The sequence below is a fragment of the Providencia sp. PROV150 genome (assembly GCF_028481025.1).
GTDB classification, from domain to species: Bacteria; Pseudomonadota; Gammaproteobacteria; order Enterobacterales; family Enterobacteriaceae; genus Providencia; species Providencia hangzhouensis.
This window is the reverse complement of record NZ_JAMPPJ010000031.1, coordinates 42,775-62,920: the sequence shown is the minus strand read 5'-3', so window position 1 is coordinate 62,920 and position 20,146 is coordinate 42,775. Positions and strand designations below refer to the sequence as shown.

Sequence of the window (20,146 nt, the reverse complement as noted above, 5' to 3'; positions counted from 1 at the left end):
ATGCGCATTATAGGGAGTCAGAAAAATCTGGCAACCCCTTTTTTGCATTTTTTTATTCAACTGCTGCATTACACAGCAAAACCCCTACTTATACCGACTTATACACGAAGTTATCCACAACATGAAAATAATTTAAAAATTATCGCGCATTACGCAAACGTTTGCGTTACAATTGGCTCGAAATTTCGGCATTGATTTTGTTTTTATGTTCTGAAATTGTTAGTGACTTATATATTGTTATAGGGAAAGCTGGCCAATTCCGCTTTGCTTTCATCAATAGATATAATAGGTATATAAGAAAAGCTCTTTGAGTTTTTACTGACTGATATTCGTTATTGCCTTATTTATTCAAATCCAAGGGATCTATCTCATGCAACTGCTTCGTCCTATTCGTCGTGCCCTGCTTAGTGTGTCTGATAAAACAGGGGTTGTTGAATTCGCTAAGGCGTTATCTCAACGTGGTGTTGAGCTTCTATCTACTGGCGGTACTGCAAAGTTACTTGCTGAGTCAGGACTAAACGTAACTGAAGTTTCAGATTACACTGGGTTTCCTGAAATGATGGATGGTCGAGTGAAAACATTGCACCCAAAAGTGCATGGCGGAATTTTAGGTCGTCGCGGTACGGATGATGCCATTATGCAACAGCATGATATTGCCCCTATCGATATGGTCGTTGTTAATCTGTACCCTTTTGCCCAAACAGTGGCAAAACCAAATTGCACCCTTGAAGATGCTGTAGAAAATATTGATATCGGCGGCCCAACCATGGTGCGCTCCGCGGCTAAAAATCATAAAGATGTAGCAATTGTGGTAAATAGTAATGACTATCAAACCATCATTGATGAAATGGATAACCACGAAAACTCGCTAAATTGGTCGACTCGGTTTGACCTCGCAATAAAAGCTTTCGAACACACTGCTGCTTATGACAGCATGATTGCGAATTACTTTGGTGAATTAGTTGCCCCTTATTATGGTGATACGACCCAACCTTCTGGCCGTTTCCCTCGCACCTTGAATTTAAATTTTATAAAAAAACAAGACATGCGTTATGGAGAGAACAGCCACCAAGATGCTGCTTTTTATATAGAAGAAAACCCAAAAGAAGCTTCTATTGCAACTGCACAACAAATTCAAGGTAAAGCCCTGTCTTATAATAATATCGCTGATACCGATGCGGCTCTTGAGTGTGTTAAATCATTCGAAGAACCTGCTTGTGTAATTGTCAAACATGCTAACCCTTGTGGTGTCGCTATCGGTGATTCTATTCATACAGCTTATGATAACGCATTCAAAACTGACCCAACGTCTGCTTTTGGTGGCATTATCGCGTTTAACCGTCAATTAGATAAAGAAACCGCTCAAGCGATCATTGACCGCCAATTTGTAGAAGTCATTATCGCGCCTTCTGTTGCTAAAGATGCATTGCCTATTCTTGAGACTAAACAAAACGTTCGCGTACTTGAATGTGGCGAATGGAGCAAACCAGTTGCAAGTTTAGACTTTAAACGCGTGAATGGCGGTTTATTAGTGCAAGACCGTGACTTAGGAATGGTTGAAAAAGAAGAACTTCGCGTTGTGACTAAGCGCCAACCAACTGAACGCGAGCTAAAAAATGCGTTATTCTGTTGGAAAGTCGCAAAATTTGTGAAATCCAATGCTATCGTTTATGCCAAAAATGATATGACTATCGGTATTGGCGCAGGGCAAATGAGCCGTGTGTACTCTGCAAAAATTGCAGGTATTAAAGCCGCAGATGAAGGCTTAGAAGTCGCTGGCTGTGCAATGGCTTCAGATGCCTTTTTCCCATTCCGCGATGGTATTGATGCCGCCGCTGCTGTTGGAGTAACTTGTGTGATCCAACCAGGTGGTTCTATCCGCGATGAAGAAGTGATTGCTGCTGCAAATGAACATGGTATTGCAATGCTTTTCACTAATATGCGTCATTTCCGTCACTAATTATTAGGAGCCTAGTAATGAATATTTTGATTATTGGTGGCGGTGGCCGTGAACATGCCTTAGCGTGGAAAGCGGCTCAATCCCCTTTAGCAAATAAAGTGTATGTTGCCCCGGGCAATGCAGGCACAGCATTAGAACCATCCCTTGAGAACGTTAATATTTCTGCGACAGATATTGATGGGCTGCTCCAATTCGCTAAAGAAAAGCAAATTGGTTTAACGATTGTCGGCCCTGAAGCACCATTAGTTATTGGTGTTGTAGATGCATTTAAGGCTGCTGGCTTAACTATTTTTGGCCCAACCAAAGGTGCTGCTCAGCTTGAAGGCTCTAAAGCATTTACTAAGGACTTTTTAGCTCGCCATCATATTCCTACCGCGGCCTATGAAAATTTTACTGATATTGAACCTGCTTTAGCTTACTTAGATAAAGTCGGTGCGCCAATCGTGATCAAAGCAGATGGTCTTGCAGCGGGGAAAGGCGTTATCGTAGCCATGACTCTGCAAGAAGCAAAAGAAGCTGTTCATGACATGTTAGCGGGGAATGCCTTTGGTGATGCAGGACATCGTATCGTGATCGAAGAGTTTCTTGATGGCGAAGAAGCGAGTTTCATCGTTATGGTAGATGGTGAAAATGTCATTCCAATGGCAACTAGCCAAGATCATAAACGTGTCGGTGATGGTGATACAGGTCTAAATACAGGTGGAATGGGCGCTTACTCCCCAGCTCCTGTTGTGACAGATGAAATACACCAGCGCGTGATGGAACAAGTTATTTATCCAACTGTTAAAGGCATGGACCAAGAAGGAAACCGCTATCAAGGCTTCTTATACGCTGGATTAATGATTGATAAAGCAGGTAACCCAAAAGTTATCGAATTTAACTGTCGTTTTGGCGATCCTGAAACTCAACCTATCATGATGCGCTTGCAATCAGATTTAGTCGCTTTATGTTTAGCGGGGGCGAAAGGTGAGCTGGCAGGTAAAGATTCATTATGGGATGAGCGCCCTGCTTTAGGGGTAGTAATTGCTGCGGGTGGTTACCCAGGTGACTACCACAATGGCGATGTAATTTCAGGTTTACCAACCACCGAAGCGGCTGATAGCAAAGTTTTCCATGCGGGTACTCGCATGAAAGATGGAGAAGTCGTGACTGCCGGTGGTCGCGTCCTATGCGTAACAGCATTAGGTAATGATATCGCTAAAGCGCAAGCCAAAGCTTATGAAGTGGCAAAAACCATTCACTGGAATGATAGCTTCTACCGCAACGACATCGGTTACCGCGCTATTGCTCGCATAAAATAATACAAAGCACCAAACCATTTACTGAGCTGATAAGAGGATACTTTTATCAGCTTTTTTATTGTTGTTTGTACTATCAAACAAGCACTCTAAGGATTTCTGTTCGTAGCTAGACGGCAAGGTGACTAGGCTAAGTCACCGCGGCCAACAATGCTGAAGGTCGAAAGGCTACGAGTTGACGAGCAAAAATATCGGCTCTAAGTATTTCAATTCAGAGCTAGGCGGCAAACGAAGATATCTTAGGGAGCATACATAAGTATGTGACCTAAGTAGCTGAGAGCAGCCAACAACGCTATGGATTGAAAGACGACGAGCGGAGATATTACAACGAATCTTTAGAAGGCTGCCAGCGGCAAAAATCAGTATCCGCTACCATCAAAAGCTGATTCCCCTCAGAAGATTCCAACCACGCTAAATTTAGCTGGGAATGCCACACTTTCGCACGGCTCTGTAACCAATTTTCAGCATAGGGCTCAAAAGTCACTTCGCGTACATCACCTTCACAAGTCGTCACTTTACCTTGCTGCCAGCGACCTTGATAGAGTTTGACGCCGCCAACAATAAGTGCGGTGTTTGTCTCGAGTATGCGTTCAGCTTCAAAGCGCCAACGCGTAATTTCATCCGTTGAAAGAGGTGTTTTATAGCCGTCTTGAGTACGCTGCATAAAAATAACCTCATTATTTTTATCGAAGCGTAATTGTTCGGTGATATCACCGTTTTTTTGATTCAAGATTTGGCTGCGAATTTGCCACAGATTGCCTGAACGATATTCAAAGAAATTAACGGAAGTGTCTGTACCTTTATAGGGGCTATAAACCACCATTAAGACCAGAGGCTGGCTTTTTGCATCATTAAGTCGCCACATACGAATGACGCCATCATCGGCAATAAAACCACTTGCACTAAACTCAGGGAGCTTTGGTGCATTAGAAGAACAGGCGCTTAGCATTGAGATAGTTCCCAACACCAGCAACCCTTTTTGAATAAACAAAAGGGGTAGTTTTTTACCCCCTCTGGTGATTCGGCTGTACAATGTTCTTATTTTACAGCTTCTTTCAGTGCTTTACCGGCAGAGAAAGCAGGCACAGTTGTAGCAGGAATCTGGATTTCTGCTTTAGTTTGTGGGTTACGACCAGTACGCGCAGCACGATGGCTAACTTTAAAAGTACCGAAACCGACCAGTTGGACTTGTTCGCCTTTTTTCAGCGTTTCAGAAATAGCATTCAGAGTAGATTCTAATGCTGCTTTTGCCTGAACTTTGGTCAGGTCCGCTGATTCTGCGATAGCATCAACTAATTCAGTCTTATTCATAAATTATCCTTACACAGTGTGTTTATCGTTTGCAAAGCATCGAGTGCGTCGGATATGCCAAATTGACAGCCCCTGATACACGCCCCCGATAGCCACTTCTTCTCGCCCCTAAATGTAGACCAGAGTAGGGGCAAATGTGAAGTCTTAGTACTCAGCATTACTGCGTCAAGTCACGTTTTCGATAATGAAAATGCAAAAATCAGCTTAAAGTAATACCTATATTGCTCACCCCCGCTTCGCGGAGGTCAGATTTTAATCCTTTAATTAACTCTAAGTCGCGCTCTTCACAAGCTGCCAGTAACCGGAAAATGTCCCACTGGATATCCCATTCCTCTTCAACGGCCGGGATTTCTTTGAGTTCTTCTTCTGTCATTTCCCGCCCTGCTTGAGTCATTTCGAGCATGGCAACCGTACGAATGGATGCTTCGCTAACCAATATTGCGTGTTCGAGGGTTTCACCACTCAATTTCGAATGGATAATTTCACCTAACGCAATACAGGCATCAATAGCTGGATACACACCATACATATCGAAATCATCTGCTGATGGGATAATTTCTTCTAATTTTTCTAACTGACTGTCGAAATTGACTTTGCTATCTTTAATGACCAAAGTTTCCCAAACTAAATCAAGGATGGAACGATAAACTTTTGCATCGGCAAATTCAGTTTGCTGACAAAACATTTGAAAGTTCGGATACATTCTTTCACATAGGCTTGCCATGAAAGTTGTATGCTGCCAGCTTTCTAATTTTTCCAACCTCAAATGAATGGGATTTCTTAACATAATTTCTGACTCATCAATCTTAATACTTCGCAGTTTACCTGAAAATCTGTCAATGCCACATATTTTGCTGATAATTAGCTGATTTTCTCATTCATTCGCTTAAAAAACGTTCGATTTGATGCAATTCCGTCAGCAAAACGCGTCGGTTCTGGCAACCGATAACCTTTTAGACACTGCTTTACCCACTCTAAGGAAGAGGAAAAACCTACTTTATGACCAGGTGAAACATATAATGGTTTGCAGCGTTTTTTGCTCCGCAATACCCAACCGAGTTGATTTTCACCTGCCATTAATGGCTGAACACTTTCGGGTTCTTCACTTAACTCAACCGCATCACCACATAAACGGCTTTTTGCAACGCCAATTGTGGCTATATTAGCTTGTAACCCAAAATGGCAGGCAACACCAAAGCGCCGTGGGTGTGCAATCCCTTGTCCATCTACGAGTACTAATTCAGGTTTATTTTGTATTTTTTCCCACGCCGCCATTAACCCAGGGACTTCACGAAAAGAAAGTAACCCCGGTATATAAGGCAATTGAGTCGGTATTCGTGCTATTTGATACTCAACAAGTTCTAACTGTGGCCAAGATAATACAGCTACCACTGCACGCGTAATAGCGCCTTGCTGTTCAAAGCCCACATCCGCTCCACCAATCAGTTTGAGTGGTGGAAGTTCATCATGCAAAATGATTTTTGAAGCTTGCCTAGTTTGTTCTTTTCGTAACAATTGAGTATCTAAAACCATCATGCGTCCATTGCTTATGAGATTAAATTATTCTTAATCATAGATGATAATGGTGTACTTACAAGATTCTATAAATACACCACAAACCTAGAAGATCAATAAACGATAATTATTGATGATATTGGCGGGATAAACGGTGAACTGCATCCACAAATGCACCTGCATGCTCAGGTGGAACATCCTGATGAATACCATGGCCTAAATTGAATACGTGCCCTTCACCTTGGCCGAAGCCAGATAGAATATTTTGTACTTCTTCTTCTATACGCGCAGGTGGTGCATATAACATGGATGGATCCATATTACCTTGTAAAGCGACTTTATCACCAACACGACGACGAGCATCAGCAATTTCAGTCGTCCAATCAAGGCCTAATGCATCGCAACCCGTTGCCGCCATTTCCTCTAACCACTGGCCTCCACCTTTAGTAAATAAGGTGACAGGAACACGGCGACCATCATTTTCACGAATTAAGCCATCAATAATTTTATGCATATAATTCAGTGAAAACTGTAAATAATCACGCTTAGTTAACACCCCACCCCATGTATCAAAAATCATCACGGACTGTGCGCCTGCACGAATTTGAGCATTCAAGTATAAAATGACACTGTCCGCCAGTTTATCCAATAACAAATGTAATGTGTTCGGGTCTTCGTACATCATCTTTTTGATTTTAGTGAATGCTTTGCTACTGCCGCCTTCCACCATATAAGTCGCTAGTGTCCACGGGCTACCAGAGAAACCAATCAGTGGCACATTACCTTCAAGGGCTTTACGGATGGCACGAACTGCATCCATTACATAACCAAGTTCCATTTCAGGATCAGGAATAGGGATGTTTTTTACATCTGCCGCGCTCATAATCGGTTTATGAAAACGTGGGCCTTCACCCGTTTCGAAATATAACCCAAGCCCCATTGCATCAGGGATAGTGAGAATATCAGAAAATAAAATTGCAGCGTCTAATGGAAAACGACGTAATGGCTGTAATGTCACTTCACAAGCCAATTCGGTGTTTTTGCACAGAGCAATAAAATCACCAGCTTCAGCGCGAGTTGCTTTATATTCAGGCAGGTAACGCCCTGCTTGACGCATCATCCATACAGGGGTCACATCTACAGGCTGACGTAGCAAAGCACGTAGATAGCGGTCATTTTTTAACTCAGTCATTATTTACTCCATTATTATAAGTGGCCGCCGCAAATGGCTAAGAGCGAAGTTCATTATTGTATCATGTTAATGATAACAATATCAGCGCTGTGCTATTTTCCCGTTTCATAATCACTTTGACGACACAATGCGACCGTATCTTCAATCAAACGCCTAGCTATGGTGTCCGCGGGTGGGATCAAAGGCAGTTCATTGTAATGATACCAATTTGCGCTCACCAACTCCTTCGGGTCTACTTTAATATCACCACTCTCATAATCCGCGAGAAAGCCCATCATTAAAGAATGAGGAAAAGGCCATGGCTGTGAAGATACGTAGCGAATATTTTTCACTTTTATATTGCTCTCTTCCATGACTTCGCGCATAACAGCCTCTTCTAGTGTTTCACCCACTTCAACAAAGCCCGCTAATACGGTAAATAATGGATTTTGCGAATGGCGCCGGTGCTGAGCTAATAGAATATGGTCATCACGGCGGATCCCCACGATAATACAAGGGGCAATCTGCGGGTAATAGCGCTCATGGCAATGGTCACACAAACACGCCCATTCTGTTTCACTATGGCGCATTGCAGTACCACAATAGCCGCAATAACGATGAGAACGATAAAACTCCGCCAATTGCACGCCTCGCCCAGCGAGACGAAATAAACCCTCATCTTGCGCAGCAACAATACGGGGAGATGCCATATCTGATGGCATTTTTTCGGCTATCAACCAGACAATTTCCCCTTGCCACTCACCAATTGGTGTCGCTATTTTTCCTTCTAACAAATAGTCCTTTGCCATGCCTCGTGGAATATCTCCATGAGGTAGCCACAAACGCCCGGAAAAACAGATAAACCACCAACCACTTTCAGTTCCTGATAATTTTAACTTATTCATTTTTCATATCTTTTGTTAGTTTTTATTGTCGAAAAAATAAATCTATTAATGACACAATACACTTCTTTGGCGCAATGTCATTCAAACGTTTGTTTCATTATTTTTCATTATCAATTTTGACACTTTTTAGACGTTCCATTCCATAAAATGTCTAAAAACTGTCATAAAAGGGTCAACTAACTGTCACCTCTTAAAATTAGGATGCTAAGTAACCAATACGGTTCACCGTTCTTCAAAAGTGAGAAAATAATGAAAACTATCGTTCCTGCGATTTTACTATCATTGACTGCATCCAGTGTGACATTAGCTGCTGATGCTAATTTAGCAGAGTTAATCGATGCAGCGAAAAAAGAAGGGCAAGTTTACAGCGTTGGAATGCCTGACTCTTGGGCTAATTGGAAAGGAACTTGGCAAGACTTAGCGACGCAATATGGGTTGAAGCATCAAGATACCGATATGAGCTCCGCCCAAGAAATTGCCAAATTTGCCGCAGAAAAAAATAATGCGACCGCAGATATTGGTGATGTAGGTGCCTCTTTTGGGCCTGTTGCCGTGCAAAAAGGTGTGACTCAACCTTATAAACCAACAACTTGGGCACAAATTCCTGATTGGGCAAAAGACAAAGACGGCCATTGGGCTTTAGCCTATACAGGGTCAATTGCTTTTATGATTAATAATGATCTAGTGAAAGATGCGCCGAAAAGCTGGGATGACCTATTAAAAGGGAAATATAAAGTCACCGTTGGGGATGTTGGAATCGCTGCACAAGCCAATAATGCTGTACTGGCCGCCGCATTTGCCCGTGGTGGTGACGAAAATAACCTAAAACCTGCCATTGAATTTTTTGCTGAACTCGCCAAACAAAAACGCCTATCCGTTAATGACCCAACTGTCGCAAATATCGAAAAAGGTGAAGTCGAAGTTGGCATCTTATGGGACTTTAACGCACTGAATTACCGAGATCAGATCAACCGCGATCGCTTTACTGTCGTGATCCCATCTGACGGTTCTGTCATTTCAGGTTACACCACTATCATCAATAAATTTGCCAAAAACCCAAATGCAGCAAAATTAGCTCGTGAATTTATTTTCAGTGACAAAGGCCAATTAAACCTTGCTGAAGGCTACGCTCGGCCAATTCGTGCACAATATCTAACATTACCTGACGATATTAAAGCCAAATTATTACCAGAAGAACAATATAAAAATGTTCAGCCAATTAAAAATGCAGATGGCTGGGAAAAATCGTCCCGTAATCTCCCTAAAATGTGGCAGCAACAAGTTTTGATCCACCAGCAGTAATTTAATGTATTGATTTTAGGAAAAGTTAATGTCTGAGAAAGTCATACTTGTTGTCCTAGACGGTTTAAGTTATTCAGTAGCCCATCATTGTATGGGCTATCTTAACGGCTTAATCAAAGCCGACAGTGCAACACTTTACCAATTAGAGTGCGAGCTTCCTTCGATGTCTCGCCCTTTATATGAGTGCATACTAACGGGAGTTCCTCCTGTCAAAAGCGGTATTGTGAATAACCAAATTATCCGTTTATCCCATTTTGACAGCATATTCTCTCTTGCGCGCCTTGCCGGCAAAACAACCGCCGCCGCCGCTTATTATTGGGTGAGTGAGCTGTATAACCGAGCGCCTTTCGTCGCAACAAGAGACCGTTTTACTCACGATGAATCGCTAGCTATCCAGCATGGCTGCTTTTATCAAGCAGACCATTACCCTGATGATCACTTATTTGTCGATGCGGAATATTTACGTACTCAATTTAACCCTGATTTTTTATTGATTCACCCTATGAATATAGACGACACAGGGCACAAGTTTGGTTTTGATTCGCCGCAATATCGTAATGCAGCACGCCATGCAGATATCACCCTGTCGAATTATATTCCTACATGGATTGAGCAAGGTTATCAAATCCTGATCACTAGTGATCATGGGATGAATAATGATCGTAGCCACGGCGGGACACTTCCTGAAGAGTGTTTAGTCCCATTGTTTGTCGTCGGTTCGCAATTTTCTCATCAACCCTGCGATATTGAGCAAACCGCGATTTGTGGAACCATCTGTCGTTTACTTGGTGCCAACTCTCTGGATAAACCTGTTTGTGATGCACTATTACGAGGAGGTTTGTAATGGCTGATATCCCTGCTTCCTGTGAGCAGACATTCCAACCACAGGGAAAAATTGCCATGTTAAAAAAACGCTTTGCTCGTTTTCATTGGCGTGCTGCACTGCTACTGCTACCATTCTTTGTACTGTTTAGTTTATTCCAAATCGCCCCAATGATTTGGGTGCTTATTAATAGCTTTATCTACGAAGAAGCATGGTCATTAGGTAACTATCTTGAAGTATTCAATAATGATTTTTACTTGCAAGCGTTTGAAAATACCTTATGGCTTTCCATTATTTGCAGTGTAATTGGCTTATTCATTTCGAGTATCACGGCATTTTCCATTTATAAAATGCAAGGGAAAATTCGCCGGATAATGATTTCCTTCACCACCATGGCCAGTAATTTCAGCGGTGTTCCTCTTGCTTTCGCATTCATTATTATTTTGGGCTTCAATGGGGCGATTACCTTGCAACTCAAGTCATGGGGGATTATCGAAGATTTCAATATCTATAGCGCCAGCGGGTTAATGCTGTTGTATGTATATTTTCAGATCCCATTAGGTGTTCTGTTGCTTTATCCCGCCTTTGACGCACTAAAACCTGAATGGGAAGACGCAGCAAAAACGATGGGAGCAAGCAAACTAACCTATTGGCTAAAAGTTGCTATTCCGGTGCTTTCCCCTGCTCTACTTGGCACCTTTATTATCCTAATTGCTAATGCAATGGGCGCATACGCCAGTACCTATGCGTTAACAAGTGGTAATTACAACCTTGTGACTATCCGAATTGCCAGTTTAGTTTCCGGTGATTTATTTCTCGAGCCGAATATGGCTGCGGCTTTATCAATGTTACTTATCGCTATCTTAGCTTTTATCACGGCTATCCATCATTGGTTAATCAAGCGGAGCTACCATGCAAAATAATAATGCGATTAGCCCAGTTATAACCAATAGCAATAAACCCTCTGGATTATTGCTTCATAAGTTAGTTCTAATCAGTGTTGCTAGCCTATTAGCGCTACCTATTATTGCCACATTTTTGTATTCCATCGCCAGCTCTTGGGGAGCCACTGTGCTACCTGATGCCTTGTCGATTAAATGGTATCTACAATTGTGGCAAGACCCGCGTTTTCTCATGGCATTTGGTCGTTCATTAATAATTTGCTTTGGTACGTTACTGGTTAGCACATTAATTATTTTACCCATGACGTTTGCGGTATTTTATCGGTTCCCCAAACTCAAAGGGATGATGGATTTACTCATTATTTTGCCTTTTGCGATCCCGCCTGTGGTCTCATCGGTGGGCTTGCTGCAAATATTTGCTGATGAACCATTCATGTTGGTTGGTACACCTTGGATCCTGATTGGTACTTATTTCACCATCACGTTACCTTTTATGTATCGTGCTCTTGCGAATAGCTTTCAAGGCATTAATTTACATGACTTAATGGATGCCGCGCATTTACTCGGTGCCAGTACCTTCCAAGCCTTTATGATGATTGTGTTACCCAATATTCGCAAAGGTATGTTGGTCTCATTATTAATTTCATTTTCATTTTTAATGGGTGAATTTGTGTTTGCCAATATCCTTGTGGGAACACGTTATGAAACCTTGCAAATCTATCTTTTCAATATGCGACAAACCAGCGGGCATTTCACTTCTGCTCTGGTGATGTCATATTTTCTGTTTACCTTATTGCTGACATGGTTAGCAATGCGATTAAATCGTTCAGGAGATGAATGATGAGTTATGTTATTGCGGAAAATTTAGCCAAGTCTTTTGGCACTAATCAGGTATTTGCTGATATTCAATTTACTATCGAAAAAGGCGAATTTATTACCCTACTTGGGCCAAGTGGTTGCGGAAAATCGACTTTATTACGCTGTATCGCAGGGCTTGAACAACTTAATGATGGCGAACTTTATATTAATCGCCAGAATGTAACCCACCAAGCCGCACAGCAACGCGGCGTTGGCATGGTGTTCCAAAGTTATGCGTTATTTCCCAATATGACTGTGGTTGACAATATCGCGTTTGGTTTAAAAATGCGTAAAATTGATAGCCAAGCCAGATCTAAAGCAGTCGCTGAAGTGATTGAATTAGTTGAATTACAAGGAAAAGAACAACAATTTCCCCATCAACTATCAGGGGGACAACGCCAACGAGTAGCACTCGCAAGAGCATTAGTGATGAAACCGCAAATTTTGTTACTTGATGAGCCGCTTTCCGCTCTTGATGCACGGATTCGCAAGCACTTACGCCAGCAAATTCGCCAAATTCAACGTGAATTAGGCTTAACCACCATTTTTGTTACTCATGATCAAGATGAAGCGATGATCATGTCCGATAGGATCTTTTTGATGAATAAAGGGCAGATCGTGCAAAGTGATACGGCAGAGAATATTTATACCCAACCAGCAACAGAATTTGTCGCTCGGTTTATGGGCCATTACAACCTTGTTGATTCCGAAAAGGCCAATACGATGTTAGGCCTTAATTTACAAGGTACACTTGCTATCCGCCCTGAGTCTATATATGTCAAAGAAGCGGGGCGCCAATACGGTAGCCATATTTCTCACCCTGTTGATGCCGTGATATTGGACCATCAGTTGCTTGGCAATATTATTCGTTATAGTGTGAATACCCCTGCAGGTGATATGACGGTGGATTTACTTAACCGCTCATCTGAGCGTTTATTTGAACCTGGAACTCGCCTTGAACTTATGTTTAATAAAAATGAAATTCGCACACTTAGTTAATAAGTAGATAGGAATATAATGCAAAACCGACTGGCCATTTTTGACTTAGATGATACGTTAATTCAAGGTGATAGCAGTGTATTGTGGACACAATATCTGTGGGATAAGCAAATCATTAGCGACCCACAATTTGTGGAGGCAGATAAAGCCATGATGGCGCAGTATAATGCAGGCACTTTGGATATGCCGACTTACCTGCATTTTAACCTACAAACCCTCGCCAATGTAAAAGCTGAGCAAGTGGATATCTGGTTGGATGATTTCGTACAAAACGTGATTTTACCGCGAGTCTACCCTGACGCCATTAGAACGATCGCAAATTATCGAGCTAAAGGGATCTTAATTATTGTGATCTCCGCAACCGTTTCATTTATTGTGAAAAAAATTGCTGCGAAACTAGGTGCGGATGTCGCGATGGGGATCGATATCAAGCAACAAGATGGCTGCTACACCACAGAGATCGACGGTATTCCAACCTTTAAGGAAGGTAAAGTCAAACGCCTATTAGCTTGGGTCCGTCACCAACCGATCACTGACGCCTATGTGTGTTTCTACACCGACTCCGCCAACGATCTCCCGATGTGCCAATTTGCCGATGAAGTATTTATTATCAACGGTGACGAACGCCTAACGCAAGCCGCACGCGAACACAATTGGCCGCAATATACTTGGGGTTTGTAAGCCCAATTTTAATTTCAAACTTGGTTTTAATTTTGGTTTTAACTAACTAATCTTTTCAAAGGTTCCTCTAAATTATTCGTGCTAGAGGAAGGAGATAAATAGAATTATCCCGATGAGCATACATAAGTATGTGATTCGGGTAAATCTATGAAATCGACGCACCTATCGCGCGAAGAATGACGAGGAAGCGCTTATCCCTTGAAAAATAACAAGGAAATAACCTTATTCCATTTTACTTTCCTCTAAATTATTCAAGTGAGAAGAAGGCGGCAAATGAGGATATCCCAAGGAGCATACATAAGTATGTGACTTGGGTAGCCGAGAGCAGCCAACGCACTTATCGCTTGAAGAATAACGAGGAAAGCTTATACTGAAATCTCTTGTCGGAGTGCCTAGTATGCAATGCATCAGGCTGAGACCGTTAATTCGGGATCCGCGGAACCTGATCGGGTTAATACCCGCGAAGGGAACAAGAGTAATCACTCAGCGTTAGTTTATCACCTCACATTTGGTGAAAAATTAGCCGCAACGTCTTTTTATTACTCCTCCGAACTCCTGACAAGCAACTTTCTTTCGATAAACCCGCTACACATAAAACTGTGATAGCCGTGACAATGTCAGGAAATTGCTATGTCCAATAATACAGAACAAAATATCATCCCTACTGCTGATTTATCGCCACAAGCAGCACCCGCTCGCACCCGCAAAGCTCAACGTGATGCCGCTGAAAATTTTATTAATACCGTTTTTGGCGTTTCGTTTCCTAATTCACAGCGCATTTATTTACAAGGTTCTAGAGACGATATCCAAGTCCCGATGCGAGAAATCCAACTCTCTCAAACCTTGATTGGTGGCGATAAAGATAACCCTCAATTTGAAGATAACGAACCTGTTCCTATCTATGATACATCTGGCCCTTACGGCGACCCAGTTTCTGAATTGAATGTCCATAAAGGCCTTAAAAAAATTCGTGCGCCATGGATAAGTGAACGAGCTGATACCGTACCTGTCGAAAATTTAAGTTCCGATTTTACCCAGCAACGCCTTGCTGATGCAGGTCTTGATCATCTGCGCTTTAACAACCGCCCCCACCCATTAAAAGCCCAAACTAACAAGTGTGTTACTCAATTACACTATGCACGTAAAGGCATCGTAACCCCTGAAATGGAGTTTATTGCAATCCGCGAAAATATGGGGCGTGAACGTATTCGTGGCGAAGTTTTATTGCAACAACACCCAGGCCAAGGCTTTGGCGCAAATTTACCGGAGAATATTACCCCTGAATTTGTTCGCCAAGAAGTGGCGGCGGGTCGCGCCATTATCCCAGCCAATATCAACCATCCCGAATCAGAACCAATGATTATTGGCCGTAATTTCTTGGTTAAGGTTAATGCTAATATTGGTAATTCATCGGTCACCTCATCTATTGAAGAAGAAGTCGAAAAACTGATTTGGTCAACACGTTGGGGGGCGGATACCGTCATGGATTTATCCACTGGCCGTTATATTCACGAAACTCGCGAATGGATTTTACGTAACAGCCCAGTGCCTATTGGTACGGTTCCGATTTACCAAGCGCTCGAAAAAGTAAACGGTGTCGCCGAAAATCTCACGTGGGAAATGTTCCGTGACACATTATTAGAACAAGCAGAGCAAGGCGTCGATTACTTCACTATCCATGCCGGCGTATTACTACGCTATGTACCGATGACCGCCAAGCGCCTAACAGGGATCGTCTCTCGCGGTGGCTCCATCATGGCCAAATGGTGCTTGTCTCATCACCAAGAAAACTTCCTGTATGAGCACTTCCGTGAAATCTGTGAAATTTGTGCCGCTTACGACGTTTCCTTGTCATTAGGGGATGGCCTGCGCCCAGGCTCAATCCAAGACGCCAACGATGAAGCACAATTTGCCGAATTACATACCCTTGGTGAGTTAACCAAAATTGCGTGGGAATATGATGTCCAAGTCATGATCGAAGGCCCTGGCCACGTACCAATGCAAATGATCCGCCGTAATATGACGGAAGAATTGGAACATTGCCACGAAGCGCCATTCTATACCTTAGGCCCACTCACAACCGATATTGCTCCGGGTTATGACCACTTTACTTCTGGTATTGGTGCCGCCATGATCGGCTGGTTTGGCTGTGCAATGTTATGCTATGTCACCCCGAAAGAACACTTGGGATTGCCGAATAAAGACGATGTTAAGCAAGGGCTAATCACTTATAAGATTGCAGCCCACGCCGCTGACCTTGCTAAAGGGCACCCTGGTGCACAGATCCGTGATAACGCCATGTCCAAAGCCCGTTTTGAATTTCGCTGGGAAGACCAATTTAACTTGGCATTAGACCCTGAAACTGCTCGCAAATATCACGATGAAACCTTACCACAAGCCTCTGGGAAAATTGCCCATTTCTGTTCTATGTGCGGACCGAAATTCTGTTCAATGAAGATTTCCCAAGAAGTTCGTGACTACGCGGCACAAAAAGAAGCCGGTATGGAACAGATGTCAGAAGCCTTCCGTGCTCATGGCAGCGAGCTCTACCATGGTGCTGAAATTGTGAACGCAGAGGTGGATGAAAATGCCAAAATTGCCTAGTGCTATATCTATTCCAAATACTATATCTATTCCAAATACTATATCTATCCCAAATAGTCCTTTTCCTGCGACCGAACAACGCCTTGGGCTTTACCCCGTTGTGGATTCCGTTGAATGGATTGAACGCTTGCTTAATGCAGGTGTTTCCACCATCCAATTACGCATCAAAGACAAACCTGATGCCGATGTTCGTGATGATATTCAACAAGCGATTGCGCTAGGAAAAAAACATAACGCACGTTTATTTATTAATGATTACTGGCGCTTAGCGGTCGAGTTGGGTGCTTATGGCGTACATTTGGGCCAAGAAGATTTGGAAACTACCGATTTATTAGCAATCCACCAAGCGGGCTTACGGTTAGGAATATCAACGCACGATGAGCACGAACTGGCTATCGCGAAATCCGTGCGTCCTTCTTACATTGCTATGGGGCATATCTTTCCAACACAAACGAAAGAAATGCCTTCTTCGCCTCAGGGTTTAGAAACGCTTAAAGCCATGGTGGAAGCAACGCCTGATTACCCAACTGTCGCCATTGGTGGAATTTCTATTGATAAAGTCCCTGCAGTGCTAGCAACTGGGGTAGGTAGTGTTGCGCTGGTCAGTGCGATTACCAAAGCCGATGATTGGCGCGCTGCAACAGAAACGTTGTTGGATTTAATTGAGCGAAATACTGCCAACTAGCCAATTTTTAATCACATAACTCGCCCTGCTTTATCATCATAAAACAGGGTGAGTGATGATTTAAGGAATTCAATCATGTTAAGTGACCAAGAATTCATGCGTTACAGCCGCCAGCTACTACTCGAAGACATTAGTCCCGAGGGGCAACAAAAACTCAAAAATAGCAAAGTCCTCATTGTCGGCTTAGGGGGGTTAGGCTCCCCCGCGTCCCTTTATTTAACGGGGGCTGGTGTCGGCGAATTGTGGCTAGCTGACCACGATGACTTGCACGTTTCTAACTTACAACGGCAGGTACTTTACGATACCGATGATATCGGCCAGCCAAAAGCCCAGCTTGCCGCAGATAGGCTGCATCGGCTCAATCCATTGGTAAGAACCCATGTTGTCGCACAGAAGTTGGATGTTGAGACTTTAATTCCTTTAGCTGAACAAGTCGATTTAGTGCTTGATTGCTGCGATAACATGGCCACTCGCCATGCGGTCAATACCGCTTGTGTCATGACCAATACAACCTTAGTTAGCGGTAGTGCGGTTGGGTTTGGCGGCCAATTAATGGTACTTGAGCCGCCATTTAGCACCGGTTGCTATGCCTGTTTATATCCAGACCAAGATGAACCTGAGCGCAACTGCCGCACTGCCGGGGTATTAGGGCCTGTAGTTGGAATTATCGGCACGTTGCAAGCACTAGAAGCCATTAAATTACTTGTCGGCCTTCCCTCTTCACTGAGCGGTAAATTGCGTTTATTTGATGGGAAACAGCAACAATGGAATACATTGCAATTAACGCCGTCATTGCAATGTCCAATCTGTCGGGAAGAAACATGCATATCATAATTAACGACCAACCTATGGAATTCGACGCCCCACTGACGGTTAATCAATTATTTTCCACTCTCAACCGGCCAATAGTGGGAACTGCACTTGCTATCAACCAAGTGATCATTCCGAAGAGTCAGTGGGATTCACATCTCATTAATGACCAAGACAATATCTTGTTATTTCAAGCTATCGCTGGGGGCTAATAATGTTAAAAATCGCAGATTTAACTTTTCACTCACGCTTGTTTACTGGAACAGGTAAATTTGCCAGCGCCAACCTAATGCAAGACGCCATTGAAGCATCCGGCAGTCAATTGGTGACAATGGCAATGAAACGTATTGACTTACGTGGGCAAGATGATGGTATTTTACAGCCACTGCAAGAATTGGGTGTGAAACTATTACCGAATACCTCCGGTGCGAAAAATGCCCAAGAGGCGGTATTTGCAGCGCGCCTAGCTCGAGAAGCCCTCGGTACCAATTGGGTCAAACTTGAGATCCATCCAGATATGCGTTATTTGCTACCCGATCCCATCGAGACATTACTCGCCGCTGAGCAGCTCGTTAAAGAGGGATTTGTTGTATTGCCTTATTGCAGCGCAGATCCAGTACTCTGTCGTCGTTTGGAAGAAGTAGGCTGTGCCGCTGTGATGCCATTAGGCTCACCGATTGGCACAAACAAAGGCTTAGCAACTAAAGAAATGCTCCGTATCATTATTGAACAAGCTTCTGTGCCTGTCGTCGTAGATGCCGGAATTGGTGCGCCAAGCCATGCGGCAGAAGCCATCGAAATGGGTGCCGATGCCGTTTTAGTCAATACCGCAATCGCGGTAGCGAAGCAGCCTGCACTTATGGCAAAAGCGTTTAAACTCGCGGTCGAAGCCGCTGAGTTAGCTTATCAAAGCGGGTTAGCTGCGCCGAAGCAACAGGCGCAAGCGTCCAGCCCATTGACCCGTTTTTTAGGAGCCTTATCATGATCCCAAGTTTCCAAGAACGCTTACAAGCACTGGATTGGGACGATACGACACTGCGGATAAACAGTAAAACACCTGTCGATGTGGAACACGCTTTGGCGGCAGATATACTCACACTCGATGATTTTATGGCGCTGCTTTCCCCTGCTGCCCGTCCCTATATTGAGCTGATGGCACAAAAAGCCCAGAAACTCACCCGCCAACGCTTTGGCCATGCTGTTGGCTTTTACGTGCCACTTTATTTATCGAACCTATGCGCAAACGATTGTACTTATTGCGGTTTCTCGATGAGTAATAAAATTAAGCGAAAAACGCTAAATGACGCTGAAATCATCAATGAGTGCGAAACCATTCGCAAAATTGGTTTTGATAGCTTATTACTGGTTACAGGGGAGCACCAAAGTAAAGTGGGTATGGACTACTTCCGCCACACATTCCCCATCATTCGCCCTTATTTCAGTTCGTTAATGATGGAAGTGCAGCCACTAAGCACAGATGAATATAAGGAGTTGAAAACTTTGGGGTTAGACGGTGTGATGGTTTATCAAGAAACCTACCATGAGCCCACGTATCAACTACATCATCTCAAAGGTAAAAAGCAGGATTTTCACTGGCGCCTAGCCACTCCAGAACGTTTAGGAGAAGCAGGTATAGATAAAATCGGCCTTGGCGCGTTAATTGGTTTATCAAACAGTTGGCGTACCGATTGCTATATGGTTGCAGAACATTTGTTGTACTTACAGCAATACTACTGGCAAAGTCGTTATTCTATCTCTTTTCCTCGCTTGCGCCCTTGTGCAGGTGGCGTTGAACCAGCATCACTGATGAATGAAGCCGAATTAGTGCAATTGATTTGTGCTTTTCGCCTACTGGCGCCGAATGTCGAGCTTTCACTCTCAACCCGTGAATCACCTTATTTCCGTGATCACGTGGTGCCATTGGCAATTAACAACGTCAGTGCCGGCTCAAAAACCCAACCGGGTGGCTATGCAGATACCAAAGAAGAGCTAGAACAGTTTTCCCCAAATGATAACCGCAGTGCCGCTCAAGTCGCACATGCCCTTGTGCAAGCCGGTTTACAGCCCGTTTGGAAAGATTGGGATAGTTATTTAGGCCGTTAAATTTTACGGGCTAACGCAATGTTAGCCCGTAAATAACGATCAGTAAATGAATTAACATAATGTATAGTTTAATATCATTCATACTGTGTTACTGATCATAAGATATGAACAATACTCATACCATCACTAGGAAAAAATCAATTATATTTTTAACTTTTTGTATTAATTACGTATTATATTCTTATCACTTAATATTATAAATATAAGCACTTAATAGAA

At 43.1% G+C, this 20,146-nt stretch carries 20 protein-coding genes and 1 riboswitch; of the genes, 14 read left to right on the top strand and 6 right to left on the bottom strand.

Features of this window, described 5'->3' with window-relative positions; genetic code table 11:
• Positions 1 to 370: 370 nt before the first annotated feature.
• Together purH and purD are read left to right on the top strand one after the other, a co-directional pair.
• Positions 371 to 1,960, top strand: coding sequence for a bifunctional phosphoribosylaminoimidazolecarboxamide formyltransferase/IMP cyclohydrolase (gene purH / locus PSE83_RS18945; protein ID WP_272661025.1), 1,590 nt, complete (start codon positions 371 to 373; stop codon positions 1,958 to 1,960).
• 17 nt (positions 1,961 to 1,977) lie between these two features.
• Entirely contained in the window at positions 1,978 to 3,261 is a 1,284-nt protein-coding gene (gene purD / locus PSE83_RS18940) for a phosphoribosylamine--glycine ligase (protein ID WP_206277596.1), read from the top strand.
• A gap of 319 nt (positions 3,262 to 3,580) precedes the next feature.
• Here the strand turns inward: purD and PSE83_RS18935 are convergent, their stop codons facing one another.
• The 6 genes from PSE83_RS18935 to nudC form a co-directional block, all read right to left on the bottom strand.
• A complete protein-coding gene (locus PSE83_RS18935) occupies positions 3,581 to 4,225 on the bottom strand; it encodes a DUF1481 domain-containing protein (RefSeq protein WP_306803984.1) in 645 nt (214 codons plus the stop codon).
• A 71-nt stretch (positions 4,226 to 4,296) separates the two neighbouring features.
• Positions 4,297 to 4,569, bottom strand: coding sequence for an HU family DNA-binding protein (locus PSE83_RS18930; protein ID WP_004264522.1), 273 nt, complete (start codon positions 4,567 to 4,569; stop codon positions 4,297 to 4,299).
• Between the two features lie 199 nt (positions 4,570 to 4,768).
• The gene (locus tag PSE83_RS18925; protein WP_004264521.1) at positions 4,769 to 5,356 is read right to left on the bottom strand and encodes a YjaG family protein; all 588 of its coding nucleotides are present in this window, start codon (positions 5,354 to 5,356) and stop codon (positions 4,769 to 4,771) included.
• Positions 5,357 to 5,430: 74 nt separating this feature from the next.
• On the bottom strand, positions 5,431 to 6,102 hold the full coding sequence (gene nfi / locus PSE83_RS18920) for a deoxyribonuclease V (protein WP_050763795.1): 672 nt from the start codon (positions 6,100 to 6,102) through the stop codon (positions 5,431 to 5,433).
• 109 nt (positions 6,103 to 6,211) lie between these two features.
• The gene (hemE, locus tag PSE83_RS18915; RefSeq protein WP_004264519.1) at positions 6,212 to 7,276 is read right to left on the bottom strand and encodes a uroporphyrinogen decarboxylase; all 1,065 of its coding nucleotides are present in this window, start codon (positions 7,274 to 7,276) and stop codon (positions 6,212 to 6,214) included.
• 92 nt (positions 7,277 to 7,368) lie between these two features.
• Positions 7,369 to 8,160: an NAD(+) diphosphatase gene (nudC, locus tag PSE83_RS18910; RefSeq protein ID WP_004264517.1), complete on the bottom strand. Its 792-nt coding sequence runs from the start codon at positions 8,158 to 8,160 to the stop codon at positions 7,369 to 7,371.
• A 249-nt stretch (positions 8,161 to 8,409) separates the two neighbouring features.
• Between nudC and PSE83_RS18905 the strand changes: the two genes are divergently transcribed.
• The 12 genes from PSE83_RS18905 to thiH all read left to right on the top strand — a co-directional run bounded on the left by PSE83_RS18905 (position 8,410) and on the right by thiH (position 19,927).
• On the top strand, positions 8,410 to 9,462 hold the full coding sequence (locus PSE83_RS18905) for an ABC transporter substrate-binding protein (protein ID WP_094962814.1): 1,053 nt from the start codon (positions 8,410 to 8,412) through the stop codon (positions 9,460 to 9,462).
• Positions 9,463 to 9,490: 28 nt separating this feature from the next.
• The gene (locus PSE83_RS18900; RefSeq protein ID WP_004264515.1) at positions 9,491 to 10,306 is read left to right on the top strand and encodes an alkaline phosphatase family protein; all 816 of its coding nucleotides are present in this window, start codon (positions 9,491 to 9,493) and stop codon (positions 10,304 to 10,306) included.
• The gene (locus PSE83_RS18895) at positions 10,306 to 11,208 is read left to right on the top strand and encodes an ABC transporter permease (RefSeq protein ID WP_004264514.1); all 903 of its coding nucleotides are present in this window, start codon (positions 10,306 to 10,308) and stop codon (positions 11,206 to 11,208) included. Before PSE83_RS18900 ends, PSE83_RS18895 begins: the two co-directional genes overlap by 1 nt.
• On the top strand, positions 11,198 to 12,028 hold the full coding sequence (locus tag PSE83_RS18890) for an ABC transporter permease (protein ID WP_004264512.1): 831 nt from the start codon (positions 11,198 to 11,200) through the stop codon (positions 12,026 to 12,028). The genes PSE83_RS18895 and PSE83_RS18890 overlap by 11 nt, the downstream gene beginning before the upstream one ends.
• The gene (locus PSE83_RS18885; protein ID WP_036958879.1) at positions 12,028 to 13,044 is read left to right on the top strand and encodes an ABC transporter ATP-binding protein; all 1,017 of its coding nucleotides are present in this window, start codon (positions 12,028 to 12,030) and stop codon (positions 13,042 to 13,044) included. Before PSE83_RS18890 ends, PSE83_RS18885 begins: the two co-directional genes overlap by 1 nt.
• 18 nt (positions 13,045 to 13,062) lie before the next feature.
• A complete protein-coding gene (locus tag PSE83_RS18880) occupies positions 13,063 to 13,725 on the top strand; it encodes an HAD family hydrolase (RefSeq protein ID WP_272661024.1) in 663 nt (220 codons plus the stop codon).
• A gap of 374 nt (positions 13,726 to 14,099) precedes the next feature.
• A riboswitch (TPP riboswitch) is annotated at positions 14,100 to 14,211 on the top strand.
• Between the two features lie 144 nt (positions 14,212 to 14,355).
• Positions 14,356 to 16,329 carry a phosphomethylpyrimidine synthase ThiC gene (thiC, locus tag PSE83_RS18875; RefSeq protein WP_272661023.1) on the top strand — a complete coding sequence of 658 codons (1,974 nt, stop codon included), beginning with the start codon at positions 14,356 to 14,358 and terminating at the stop codon, positions 16,327 to 16,329.
• Entirely contained in the window at positions 16,313 to 17,014 is a 702-nt protein-coding gene (gene thiE, locus PSE83_RS18870) for a thiamine phosphate synthase (protein ID WP_148495218.1), read from the top strand. The genes thiC and thiE overlap by 17 nt, the downstream gene beginning before the upstream one ends.
• 75 nt (positions 17,015 to 17,089) lie before the next feature.
• Positions 17,090 to 17,848 carry a HesA/MoeB/ThiF family protein gene (locus PSE83_RS18865; protein WP_004264502.1) on the top strand — a complete coding sequence of 253 codons (759 nt, stop codon included), beginning with the start codon at positions 17,090 to 17,092 and terminating at the stop codon, positions 17,846 to 17,848.
• Complete coding sequence (gene thiS, locus PSE83_RS18860; protein WP_004264499.1) at positions 17,836 to 18,036, top strand: sulfur carrier protein ThiS; 201 nt, start codon at positions 17,836 to 17,838, stop codon at positions 18,034 to 18,036. Before PSE83_RS18865 ends, thiS begins: the two co-directional genes overlap by 13 nt.
• 2 nt (positions 18,037 to 18,038) lie before the next feature.
• A complete protein-coding gene (locus tag PSE83_RS18855) occupies positions 18,039 to 18,809 on the top strand; it encodes a thiazole synthase (RefSeq protein ID WP_004264496.1) in 771 nt (256 codons plus the stop codon).
• Positions 18,806 to 19,927: a 2-iminoacetate synthase ThiH gene (gene thiH / locus PSE83_RS18850; RefSeq protein WP_004264492.1), complete on the top strand. Its 1,122-nt coding sequence runs from the start codon at positions 18,806 to 18,808 to the stop codon at positions 19,925 to 19,927. Before PSE83_RS18855 ends, thiH begins: the two co-directional genes overlap by 4 nt.
• Positions 19,928 to 20,146: the final 219 nt, after the last annotated feature.

What these genes read in the sequence shown, in the direction of transcription:
- purH (WP_272661025.1), top strand. Translation starts at nt 371, where the DNA reads ATGCAACTGCTTCGTCCTATTCGTCGTGCCCTGCTTAGTGTGTCTGAT.
- purD (WP_206277596.1), top strand. Translation starts at nt 1,978, where the DNA reads ATGAATATTTTGATTATTGGTGGCGGTGGCCGTGAACATGCCTTAGCG.
- PSE83_RS18930 (WP_004264522.1), bottom strand. Translation starts at nt 4,569, where the DNA reads ATGAATAAGACTGAATTAGTTGATGCTATCGCAGAATCAGCGGACCTG.
- PSE83_RS18925 (WP_004264521.1), bottom strand. Translation starts at nt 5,356, where the DNA reads ATGTTAAGAAATCCCATTCATTTGAGGTTGGAAAAATTAGAAAGCTGG.
- nfi (WP_050763795.1), bottom strand. Translation starts at nt 6,102, where the DNA reads ATGGTTTTAGATACTCAATTGTTACGAAAAGAACAAACTAGGCAAGCT.
- hemE (WP_004264519.1), bottom strand. Translation starts at nt 7,276, where the DNA reads ATGACTGAGTTAAAAAATGACCGCTATCTACGTGCTTTGCTACGTCAG.
- nudC (WP_004264517.1), bottom strand. Translation starts at nt 8,160, where the DNA reads ATGAATAAGTTAAAATTATCAGGAACTGAAAGTGGTTGGTGGTTTATC.
- PSE83_RS18905 (WP_094962814.1), top strand. Translation starts at nt 8,410, where the DNA reads ATGAAAACTATCGTTCCTGCGATTTTACTATCATTGACTGCATCCAGT.
- PSE83_RS18900 (WP_004264515.1), top strand. Translation starts at nt 9,491, where the DNA reads ATGTCTGAGAAAGTCATACTTGTTGTCCTAGACGGTTTAAGTTATTCA.
- PSE83_RS18895 (WP_004264514.1), top strand. Translation starts at nt 10,306, where the DNA reads ATGGCTGATATCCCTGCTTCCTGTGAGCAGACATTCCAACCACAGGGA.
- PSE83_RS18890 (WP_004264512.1), top strand. Translation starts at nt 11,198, where the DNA reads ATGCAAAATAATAATGCGATTAGCCCAGTTATAACCAATAGCAATAAA.
- PSE83_RS18885 (WP_036958879.1), top strand. Translation starts at nt 12,028, where the DNA reads ATGAGTTATGTTATTGCGGAAAATTTAGCCAAGTCTTTTGGCACTAAT.
- PSE83_RS18880 (WP_272661024.1), top strand. Translation starts at nt 13,063, where the DNA reads ATGCAAAACCGACTGGCCATTTTTGACTTAGATGATACGTTAATTCAA.
- thiC (WP_272661023.1), top strand. Translation starts at nt 14,356, where the DNA reads ATGTCCAATAATACAGAACAAAATATCATCCCTACTGCTGATTTATCG.
- thiE (WP_148495218.1), top strand. Translation starts at nt 16,313, where the DNA reads ATGCCAAAATTGCCTAGTGCTATATCTATTCCAAATACTATATCTATT.
- PSE83_RS18865 (WP_004264502.1), top strand. Translation starts at nt 17,090, where the DNA reads ATGTTAAGTGACCAAGAATTCATGCGTTACAGCCGCCAGCTACTACTC.
- thiS (WP_004264499.1), top strand. Translation starts at nt 17,836, where the DNA reads ATGCATATCATAATTAACGACCAACCTATGGAATTCGACGCCCCACTG.
- PSE83_RS18855 (WP_004264496.1), top strand. Translation starts at nt 18,039, where the DNA reads ATGTTAAAAATCGCAGATTTAACTTTTCACTCACGCTTGTTTACTGGA.
- thiH (WP_004264492.1), top strand. Translation starts at nt 18,806, where the DNA reads ATGATCCCAAGTTTCCAAGAACGCTTACAAGCACTGGATTGGGACGAT.